This window comes from Bradyrhizobium sp. CCH5-F6 (assembly GCF_001556045.1).
In the GTDB taxonomy this organism is placed as follows: domain Bacteria; phylum Pseudomonadota; class Alphaproteobacteria; order Rhizobiales; family Xanthobacteraceae; genus Bradyrhizobium.
In genome coordinates this window covers 1-10,617 of the sequence record NZ_LSIC01000222.1, presented here as the reverse complement: position 1 = coordinate 10,617, position 10,617 = coordinate 1, and the positions used below count along the sequence as shown (strand labels likewise).

Below are 10,617 nucleotides of genomic sequence, written 5' to 3'. Positions count from 1 at the left end.
TTTCAGGCAAACGCCGCTAAATCATCCGGCTGAGACAGCTTGACTGTTCAGATAAGTCGCCGAGCTCAGTGCCGCATTCGGCTGCGCCTCGCTCGGAATCGTGCCGACCGTGCGTCATGCCGACTATATCGGCTCCTGGCTGGAGGTGTTGAGCGAGGACAATCGGGCCATCGTGCGTGCGGCGTCGCAGGCGAGCAAGGCCGCGGATTATCTGCTCGGCTTCGTCGGCGATTTCGTGTCAGCAGCAGCCGCGGAAGTGAGGGTGGGTGACCACGAAGCCGCGTGACGTCGACCATCCTTCCGGGAGGCCTTCGCGAGAGTGAGAGGAGCGCTGGTTTTTCGCGACGGGTTGGAAGCTGAGAGAGAGCCTCCCGGCGGCCCGTCGTGGAGAGTGCAAATGACGAAAGTCCAGAAGATCACGCTGTCGCCTTCGCGCGACATTCCCTTCAACAAGCTGGTCCTGAGCCAGGCCAACGTGCGGCGGGTGAAGGCCGGAATCTCGATCGAGCAACTCGCCGAGAGCATCGCGCGGCGCACCCTGCTACAGAGCTTGAGCGTTCGAGCGGTCCTTGACGGTGAGGGCAACGAGACCGGTATGTTCGAGGTGCCTGCCGGCGGCAGGCGTTATCGCGCCCTGGAGCTTCTGGTGAAGCAGAAGCGCATGGCGAAGACGCAGGCCGTGCCTTGCGTCGTACGTGAGGGCGGCATCCCGGAGGATGACTCGCTCGCTGAGAATGACGAACGGGTCGGCCTGCATCCACTGGACCAGTTCCGGGCGTTCAAGACTCTGAGCGATGCTGGCCTCAGCGAGGAAGACATCGCGGCACGCCATTTCGTGACACCGGCAATCGTCAAGCAACGGCTCCGGCTCGCGTCGGTGTCGCCGAAGCTGCACGAGGTCTATGCCGAGGACGGCATGACGCTCGAACAGCTCATGGCGTTCTCCGTCACGGGCGATCAGGCACGCCAGGAGCAGGTCTGGGATAATGCGTGTCGCTCAAGCCATGATGAGCCGTACCAAATCCGGCGAGCGTTGACGGAAAATACTGTCCGTGCCTCCGATCGTCGTGCCCGCTTCGTTGGCGTTGACGCTTACGAGCAGGCCGGCGGCGCCGTCGAGCGTGACCTCTTTCAGCACGATGACGGCGGTTGGTTCCAGGATGTCGCCTTGCTCGATCGTCTTGCAATCGAAAAGCTCACCGCCCAGGCCGAGACGGTCGCCAAAGAAGACTGGAAGTGGATCACGGTCGCCGTGGACTTCCCGTTCGGCCATGCCACGGGTCTTCGAGAACTCGACGGTAGACCTGCCGATCTCACCGCGGAGGAGCAGGCGACCGTCGACGCCCTCAACGCCGAACATGCCAAGCTGGAGTCCGACTACCAGGACGCAGACGAACTGCCGGACGACGTCGATCAGCGCCTTGGCGAAATCGAAGCTGCCCTGATGGTGTTCGAAGAGCGCTCGATCATCTATGATCCCGTCGACATCTCCCGCGCCGGCGTCTTCGTCAGCATTGATTCCGAAGGGCGGCTCCTGGTGGACCGGGGTTATGTTCGCCCTGAGGATGAAGCGCCGCGGGAAGATCCGGCTGTGGGGCAGGGCGCCGATACATCGTCGAGCGACGGCCAAGGGTCTGGTGGTCCCGGAGTGCAGCGGACGGCTATCTCGGTTGCTGGCGGTGCCGCTGATACCGAGGATGATGACGACGATGCCGCGCGACCGCTGCCAGATCGTCTCATCATCGAGCTGACGGCGCATCGGACGCTGGCATTGCGCGATGCGCTTGCGGAAAACCCCGCGATCGCCTTCCAGGCGGTGCTGCACAACTTCGCCCTGACTGCCTTCTACCGCTTCGCCAGCTCCGGGAGCTCTCTCGAGATCGGACTGCGTACGCCAACGTTTCCTGCTCAGGCTCCCGGTTTGAGGGACAGCGCGTCCGCGAAAGCCGTCGAGGCGCGGCATGAGACCTGGAAAGCCCGACTGCCCAAGGACGAGAAGGACCTTTGGGATGCACTCACGGCGTTGGACGGCACGGCCCAGGCGTCGCTATTCGCCCACTGTGCGTCGTTTGCCGTGAACGCTGTGTATGAGCCGGCCAACCGCTATAATGAAGGCCGGGTATCCGCGCACGGAGTCCGCACTCGGCTCGACCAGGCCGACGTGCTGGCGCGGGCTGTCGGTCTCGACATGGTCCATGCCGGTTGGAAGCCCACGGTCGACAACTATCTCGGCCGTGTCACCAAGCCACGCATCCTCGAGGCGGTTCGGGAAGCGAAGGGCGAGCCGTCGGCTCAGCTCATCGACCATCTGAAGAAGGGCGAGATGGCCAAGGAGGCCGAGCGTCTTCTCGACGGTTCCGGTTGGCTGCCGGAGCCCTTGCGCCTGGTCGATGTTGCATCGCAGCCGGCCGAGCCGGAGGGGCAAGCGGGAGCGTTGCCCGAATTTCTCTCCGATGACGAGGAGCGGGAGCCTGCGGCCGACGAAGACCGGCCGCAACAACTGGACGCTGCCGAATAGCGTCCGGTCTGGGGACGGCGGTAGTCGTCCTGCGTTCAAGACAGTGCATGGGGATCGGCGCGCGGCGCCGGTCCCCATTTTTGTTGGCGAGACCGAAGAGGAAGAGTGGGGCCGGGAAGGGTTTGGGTCGCCGCGGTCGTGAGAGCGCCGGGCGGTTCAGCCCATTCCCGCTCTCCGAAAGCAATCCCCATGACCGAGTCTTTCCTCGGCGCCGCAAGTGGCGCGCCGCTCTCGATGCGTGCCACCGCGGCTGTCACCTCCGCCGTTGTCAGGGCGGCGCGGCACATCATCATCGATCTCGAGCGCGGCCGCCGCATCGATGCGGCTGGCTTGCGCCAGGCCATGGAGGCGGCGTTTGGCGCCTCCGACGCAAGTGGCGCGTGGAATTGGAAGACGGCCTATGGCGCCTGCGAGGCCGCCACCGTCCTGTTCCTGCGACGGTATGGCACCGCCATGCGTACCAAGGCGGCTTCGCCTGCCGCCATGCTGCCGATGCTGACCAGGATTACGAATCTCCTTCCGACCCACACGCGCAGGTCCGAGGAAAGTGAAGCGTTCCAGCAGTTCTCGACACCCGTCGGGCTGGCATTCGTGGCCAGCGTCGCTGCAGCGACCACTCCTGGCGACGTCGTTCTGGAACCGTCCGCTGGCACCGGCCTTCTCGCCATCTTCGCTGAACTGGCTGGCACCTCCTTGGTGCTAAACGAGCTGGCTGACGGCCGCGCCGGCATGCTTCGTCAGCTCTTTGCCGGCGTTGCCACGACCCAGTTTGATGCTGCCCAAATCGATGATCATCTCGATGCCGGCATCGTGCCGAGCGTCGTGCTGATGAACCCGCCATTCTCGGTCGCGATTCATGTCGAGCAAAAGGTGGCGGATGCAGCTTTACGACACATTGCCTCGGCCCTCGCACGCCTTGGCGAAGGTGGGCGGCTGGTGGTTATCACGGGCGCGAACCTCGCGCCGCACAACCAGGTGTGGGCAGAGTCCTTCAGGCGGTTGCAAGAACGCGGGCGGGTCGTGTTCTCGGCGGCGATCGACGGCGCCGTCTATGCCAAGCACGGCACGACCATCGACACCCGCCTGACAGTCATCGACAAGGTACCGGCCGACGACGTCGCGTCTTTCCCGCCATCCCCTGGCATTGCACCTGACCTGCCGACTCTGCTCGCCTGGGTCATAAATCGCGTGCCGCCGCGCCGCCCACTTGCCGGCAAACCGACCGCTGTAGTGCCGGCAATTGCCAGCTCACGAACCGTCCACGCCCATGTTAGCCAGCCTCTGCCGGCGGCCGCGCCGGCGATCGTCGTGGCGACTGAAGTCGCCTACGAGCGGCTGGATTGGACGCCCACGAATGCCAGCCAGATCAGCGACGCGCTTTATGAAAGCTATGCGCTGCAGTCGATTCGCATCCCACGCGCGCAGACGCATCCGACCAAGCTCGTGCAGTCGGCTGCGATGGCATCAGTCGCCCCGCCGAAGCCGTCCTATCTGCCGCACCTGCCAGCCAATGTTGTAGCTGGCGGCATCCTGTCGGATGCGCAGCTCGAGAGCATCATTTATGCCGGCGAGGCGCACTCGGAGCTTCTGAACGGATCGTGGACGGTCGATGCGACCTTTGACGTCGTGGCGGCAGCGCGTGACGACGCGGAAAATGCCGTTCGGTTTCGTCGGGGTTGGTTCCTGGGTGATGGGACCGGGGCTGGCAAGGGGCGGCAGGTTGCCGGCATCCTGCTGGACAATTGGTCGAAGGGGCGGCGCCGTGCGGTCTGGATCAGCAAATCCGACAAGCTGATCGAGGATGCGCAGCGCGATTGGTCGGCGCTTGGCATGGAGCGACTGCTTGTTACGCCGCTTTCGCGTTACCGGCAGGGTGCGCCCATCAGGCTCGCGCAAGGCGTCCTATTTGCCACCTACGCTACGCTGCGCACCGACGAGCGCGGAGAAAAGCTTTCACGCGTCCGGCAGATCGTTGAATGGTTGGGCTCCGACTTCGACGGAGTGATCGTCTTCGACGAGAGCCACGCCATGCAAAACGCGGTTGGCGGCAAGGGCGAGCGGGGTGACCAGGCAGCCTCTCAGCAGGGGCGCGCCGGCCTGCGGCTCCAGCACGCCCTGCCGAATGCCCGTGTGGTCTACGTCTCGGCGACGGGTGCCACGACGGTGCATAACCTGGCCTATGCGCAAAGGTTGGGATTGTGGGGCGGCGACGACTTTCCCTTCGCCACCCGGGCCGAATTCGTCGAGGCGATCGAGGAGGGCGGTGTTGCTGCAATGGAGGTGTTGGCGCGCGACCTCAAGGCGCTCGGCCTCTACGCTGCGCGGTCCCTGTCCTACGAGGGCATCGAATACGAGCTCGTCGAGCATCAGCTGACGCCTGAACAGGTTCGCATCTACGACGCTTACGCCGGCGCATTCGGGATCATTCACAACAATCTCGATGCGGCCATGCGGGCGGCCAACATCACGGGCTTGACGGGGACACTGAACGGACAGGCAAAGTCCGCGGCACGATCCGCGTTCGAGAGCGCCAAGCAGCGCTTCTTCGGTCACCTGCTGACCTCGATGAAGACGCCGTCGCTGATCCGCTCAATCGAGCGCGATCTTGACGCAGGACACGCCGCCGTCATCCAGATCGTTTCAACCGGCGAGGCATTGATGCAGCGCCGATTGGCCGAGATCCCGACCGAGGAATGGGGTGACGTCCAAGTCGACATCACGCCGCGCGAGTACGTTCTCGATTACCTCGCCCATTCCTTCCCGGTCCAACTCTACGAGCCCTTCACCGATTCGGAGGGCAACCTCTGTTCCCGTCCCGTCTACCGCGATGGCCAGCCAGTCGAAAGTAGGGAGGCCGTCGCGCGCCGAGACCGCCTCATCGAAAAGCTGGCGTCGTTGTCGCCGGTGCCGGGCGCCTTGGATCAGATCGTCCAGCGATTTGGTACCGACGTGGTCGCTGAGGTCACTGGCCGCTCCCGCCGTATCATCAGAAAGGGCAGCCGCCTCGTCGTCGAGAATCGCGCAGCGTCGGCAAACCTCGCCGAGACCGCGGCGTTCATGGATGACGCCAAGCAGATCCTTGTCTTCAGCGACGCCGGCGGCACCGGACGTTCGTACCATGCCGAACTGTCGGCAAGGAACCGTCGTTTGCGGGTTCATTATCTTCTCGAACCCGGCTGGAAGGCCGACGCCGCCATCCAGGGGCTCGGCCGCACCAACCGGACCAACCAGGCACAGCCGCCGCTGTTTCGGCCGATCGCAACGGACGTGAAGGCGGAGAAGCGCTTCCTCTCCACGATCGCTCGCCGGCTGGATACGCTGGGCGCCATCACCCGTGGTCAGCGGCAGACCGGAGGGCAGGGCCTATTCCGGCCCGAGGATAACCTCGAAAGCCAGTATGGCCGTGACGCGTTGCGCCAGCTCTACATGCTTCTTGCGCGGGGCAAGGTCGAGGACTGCTCGCTTGAGCTCTTCGAAGGCGCCACGGGTCTGAAGCTGGTTGATACCAATGGGCTGAAGGATGAGCTTCCGCCCATCACGACCTTCCTCAACAGGTTGCTCGCCCTCACCATCGAGCTGCAGAACGTCCTCTTCACGGCGTTCGAGCAGCTGCTGACCGCCCGTATCGAAGGCGCCATCACGTCCGGCACCTACGATATCGGGCTGGAAACGCTCTGCGCCGAAAGCTTTGTGGTCACCGACCGTCGCGCGATTTACGTTCATCCGGCGACGGGCGCCGAGACAAAGCTTCTCACGATTACCCAGCGCGAGCGCAATCGTCCCTTGAGCCTTGAGGACGCGCTGGGCCGTCTCGGGGATCATCGTGCCGTCCTGCTGCTCAACGAGCGCTCGGGCCGGCCCGCTCTGCAGATCCCTGCGCCGAGCGTCATGCTCGATGACGGCGAGATCGAGGCTCGTGTTCGCCTGATCCGCCCGATGGAGCAGCACTGCATTCCCCTGAAGATGATGGCGGAAAGCCATTGGCTCGAAGCCGAACGCGAGCGCTTCTCTGCCGCGTGGCTGGCGGAACTAGCAGTCATTCCAGAGTTCTCGGAAAGTACAATCCATATCGTGGCGGGCCTGCTGTTGCCGATCTGGAAGCGGCTTCCGAACGAGTCAACGCGGGTCTACTGCCTTCAGACCGACGCCGGCGAGAGAATCATCGGTCGGAAGGTTTCGGCGACCTGGGTCGCAAGCGTTCTTGCGGGCGATGCGCCCGAACTGGCTCCGGATGCAGCCTTTGCCGCGCTGGTCGAGGGGAAGACCGTCCTCGAACTCGCCGAAGGCCTCCAGCTTCGCCGGGTCCGTGTCATGGGCGCACACCGCATCGAGCTGTCCGGATTTAGCGATACGATGCGCGATCGCCTCAGAACCTACGGCCTCTTCGGCGAGATCATCTCCTGGAAGCTGCGTATGTTCGTGCCGCTCAATGCCAGCGGCATCGCAGTGCTGACAAAGGTCCTTGAGCACTACGCGATCGAGCGCGTCGCCGAACGGGAGGCCGCGTGATGAGTCGCGACGCCTCCGAACTGGCACAACGCCTCGCGCGCGAGGCCGAGGCGGTGTGCCGCCACTACCTCTCCAACGGGAAGCGAGAGGGGCGATACTGGCTCGTCGGCGACGTGCACAACATGCCGGGCCGTTCCATGTTCGTACGCCTCCAGGACTCGACGAAGGGACCAGCCGGCAAGTGGACTGATGCGGCGACCGGCGAGCATGGCGATCTCCTCGACATCATCCGCGAAAGTCTCGGACTTCGCGAGTTCCGCGAGGTCGCCGAGGAGGCGAGGCGGTTTCTGAAGCTGCCCCGCCCTGAACTTGAAATCGTCCCGAAAGTCACCCGTTCTGCTGCACCTGCCGGCTCGCAAGAGGCCGCACGGCGACTGTTTGCTATCTCGGGGCCGATCGAAGGCACCGTCGTTCAGACTTACTTGCAGCATCGCGGAATAGCGCACGTGCATCATGGCGGTAGCCTGCGCTTCCATCCGCGTTGCTACTACCGGCCAGAGGAGCACCTGCCGACCGAGACCTGGCCTGCGATGATCGCTCGCGTCACCGATCTCGATGGCAAAATCACCGGCGTGCACCGCACCTGGCTCGATCCGAACGGCTTTGACCGGGTGCGATTGGGCAAGGCCCCGATCGATACCCCACGACGAGCCATGGGCGATCTGCTCGGCAACGCCGTGCGTTTTGGTGCGGTCGACGACGACGTTCTTGTCGCCGGCGAAGGCATCGAGACCATGCTGTCGCTGCGCTACGTGCTTCCAACCTTGCCGATGGCTGCTGCACTGTCGGCCAACCATCTCGCAGCCATGGCACTGTCGTCGAGTTTGCGTCGGCTCTATATCGCGCGCGATGACGATGCAGCTGGAGACAATGTGCAAGCCGTTCTGCTGCAACGCGCCGAAGCTGCCGGCATCGAAGCGATCCCGTTATCGCCCCGCCTTGGCGACTTCAACGAGGACCTGCACGTCTTCGGCCTCGACACCCTCCGAGCAGCGATACGGATCCAGCTGGCACCGGAGGACGTCTCCCGCTTCTTGTTCTTGCCGGCCACTGTCGACTAGGCGCGGGCGGCTTCCATCAAAGTCGACAGCTCGCTCGCGCGACGGTCCAGTGCCAGAGAGGCGCGACCAGGGCCTTCTAGAGGGCGATCGGACGGCAAGCGGCTCGGGCCGGCAATGGCTGCGGCCAGCTATTTTCCGCCGCGCGCCAGCGAAAGGAAGCTCACATTATATATGGGTGCCAGCGCGCTTTGCATCGCGAAGCAAAATAGCCGGCCTCCACCATCCTCCGCTGGCGCTGCGGCCCTCCGCGTTGCTCCGGGTGCGGGCCCGTCCCGCCCGCCGTCTGGTGATCGCCACGAAGGCCGCGATGGACGCGGCCGATCCGGCAAAGGACACCTCCCTATGAGCGATCACGACGACATCGAACCGCCGCACGCCTCGTCTTCCACCGACATCGTCCTCAACGAATTGCAGCTCTTTGGCTACCGTCCCTTCGACGACCAGCCCGATCCCAGACCACTGCCCGAAGGAAAGATGATCGCGGCCGCAGTTGCCGACATATTCGATGCGCTGGTCGCCACGCTGAACGACACCCGGCTCGAGCCGGACCTGCCGGACCTGCTCTGGTCGACGGTCAACCTTTTCCACCGGGCAACAGACCGGATTGGTCGTCAGCTCGACGACAACGAACAGGCTCAGCGCAAGAGCCAGCGCGAGCAGAATGGCTCGGAGGTGCGATCGGTCGAACTCGAGCGCTTGACGGCAGAAGGCATCACACTGATCGAACGACGCAATTGCCTTGAGCTCTTTCGCGATCAGGCCATCGAACGCTTTCAGGTCCACACTGGCTCGGCCTGGCATCCTCGATCGGGATCGATCGTGAACCACCGCACGCTTACCGCGGCCATGATCGATTCCCGGGACTTTATCGCCGCCAAGCGCCGCACTGAGGCGGAGGTCATGTTGCCAGCCGGGCCGAAAATTGCACTCACCGGCGGCCTCGACTTCAACGACCACGTCCTGATCTGGGATCGCCTCGACAAGGTTCATGCCAAGCATTCCGACATGGTCCTGATCCACGGCGGCTCGCCGAAGGGTGCGGAACTCATTGCCTCGAAATGGGCGACCACTCGGAAGGTACCACAGATCGCATTCAAGCCGGACTGGACCAAGCACGCCAAGTCAGCACCGTTCAAGCGCAACGACGCCATGCTCGAACTGCTGCCCATCGGCGTCATGCATTTTCCGGGCACGGGGATCCAGGACAACCTCGCCGACAAGGCAAGGCGCCTCGGCATCGCCGTCTGGAAATTCGGCGCCTCGTAGGCGCCGACCTGCCATCTTCCACCACCGAGGCTGAGTTGCATCGCCGCAACTCCGCCTCGTTTCGATTGCATCCTCGAATTTGCGCCGCGGTGGTGGTGGAAGGCGCAACCATACCCCTTTGCATATGGAGCCACCACCATGCTCGCCCTCGGACTTCTTCTGAACATCGCTTGCATCGGCTTGTTCTGCTGGTTGATCGTCACGCTGGCGGTATACGCCTTGCCATTCTTTGTCGGTCTCAACGTCTTCATGCTTGCATTGCACGGCGGCGCCGGCCTCCTTGGAGCGCCGATTATCGGCATTGCCGCCGGCGGCATAACTCTTGCGATCGGTCAAACGGCCTTCGCAATGATACGCCCCGTGACCACCCGCGCCGTCATTGCCGCCCTGTTTACGTTTCCGGCGACACTTGCTGGCTATCAGGTCGTATTTGCGATGTCGCAAATCGGCGTGCCGTCATTGCTATGGCGCGAGATCTTCGCCTGTGTCGGCGCGGTCTTTATTGGTGGCTCGGCGTGGATGAGGTTGACCGTCTTCACCGAAACCCGCCCGCGCGATTCGGGCAGGTCGCTGGAGAGCGATGCTCAACCGGTTCTCACAGCCGCAGCGCATCAGCAATAATCTTGCGCCGCCTGTCGGTCGAACTGGTCAGCTCAAGCGGCGCACCGAACGCGGGTCCACGCATTTGAACGAGAGATAGTCGCGGCCTTCCCTGGAGCGCTTCGACGAGGTGGTATTGATCGCGTCCAGCGCACATAGATGCGGCGGCTGAAGCCGTTGTTTCGCGGTTGGCTTTGTGCCGACGACTACCGCTTTTGCCTTCCTTCGCTTCTTTTCCTACGCCCAATCGTTTCGACCTCTTGCCTGACTGAACCGAGACCCGCCATCTTCTCCCGGACTTGTGGTTCAGCACGCGACGCACGTGGCCTCTGTGATGGCTCGATCTGGCCGAAGATCGGCTGCGCCTCGATCGTCTGAGCCGCAACGCCGTCGCTCAAGACTTTCTTCCCCTGGGCTGAAGCCCATTCCTCGCGAGGCAAGAAAGTCTCAGCCCTGGCGTCCTCCGCGATGCTTCAGCCCGCAAGCGGGTGCGTCGCCGATCGTCTTCTGCCTTCATCGCCATCGAGGCCGCGGTGGTCGCGGGCTCGAAACACAACAGGAGAAGTAGCATGGCTAACATCGGTTCTTTCAAGAAGGTCGGCAACGATTTAGGTTACGCGCGAGAAGGTGTCCTTTAGCGCGCTGACTGTTGCGAGTTTTGCA

At 63.5% G+C, this 10,617-nt stretch carries 5 protein-coding genes and 1 pseudogene; all 6 read left to right on the top strand.

From position 1 onward, the window contains the following. Positions 1–55 precede the first annotated feature (55 nt). Positions 56–286, top strand: a pseudogene (locus tag AX729_RS38235) (zincin-like metallopeptidase domain-containing protein); the annotation flags it as partial. Positions 287–397: 111 nt separating this feature from the next. Next, complete coding sequence (locus AX729_RS38230) at positions 398–2,518, top strand: ParB/RepB/Spo0J family partition protein (protein WP_061030179.1); 2,121 nt, start codon at positions 398–400, stop codon at positions 2,516–2,518. A 189-nt stretch (positions 2,519–2,707) separates the two neighbouring features. After that, a complete protein-coding gene (locus AX729_RS38225; RefSeq protein WP_061030178.1) occupies positions 2,708–7,027 on the top strand; it encodes a strawberry notch-like NTP hydrolase domain-containing protein in 4,320 nt (1,439 codons plus the stop codon). After that, positions 7,027–8,088 carry a DUF7146 domain-containing protein gene (locus AX729_RS38220; RefSeq protein ID WP_061030176.1) on the top strand — a complete coding sequence of 354 codons (1,062 nt, stop codon included), beginning with the start codon at positions 7,027–7,029 and terminating at the stop codon, positions 8,086–8,088. Before AX729_RS38225 ends, AX729_RS38220 begins: the two co-directional genes overlap by 1 nt. A 342-nt stretch (positions 8,089–8,430) precedes the next feature. Further along, positions 8,431–9,354 (top strand): DUF2493 domain-containing protein, encoded by a 924-nt coding sequence (locus AX729_RS38215; protein ID WP_061030174.1) that lies wholly within the window; start codon positions 8,431–8,433, stop codon positions 9,352–9,354. 138 nt (positions 9,355–9,492) lie between these two features. Then, positions 9,493–9,975 carry a hypothetical protein gene (locus tag AX729_RS38210; protein WP_061030173.1) on the top strand — a complete coding sequence of 161 codons (483 nt, stop codon included), beginning with the start codon at positions 9,493–9,495 and terminating at the stop codon, positions 9,973–9,975. The last annotated feature ends 642 nt before the right edge of the window (positions 9,976–10,617 follow it).

Bases quoted from the DNA above. Each gene is read 5' to 3' on its own strand.
- AX729_RS38215 (WP_061030174.1), top strand. From the start codon at position 8,431: ATGAGCGATCACGACGACATCGAACCGCCGCACGCCTCGTCTTCCACC.
- AX729_RS38220 (WP_061030176.1), top strand. From the start codon at position 7,027: ATGAGTCGCGACGCCTCCGAACTGGCACAACGCCTCGCGCGCGAGGCC.
- AX729_RS38230 (WP_061030179.1), top strand. From the start codon at position 398: ATGACGAAAGTCCAGAAGATCACGCTGTCGCCTTCGCGCGACATTCCC.
- AX729_RS38210 (WP_061030173.1), top strand. From the start codon at position 9,493: ATGCTCGCCCTCGGACTTCTTCTGAACATCGCTTGCATCGGCTTGTTC.
- AX729_RS38225 (WP_061030178.1), top strand. From the start codon at position 2,708: ATGACCGAGTCTTTCCTCGGCGCCGCAAGTGGCGCGCCGCTCTCGATG.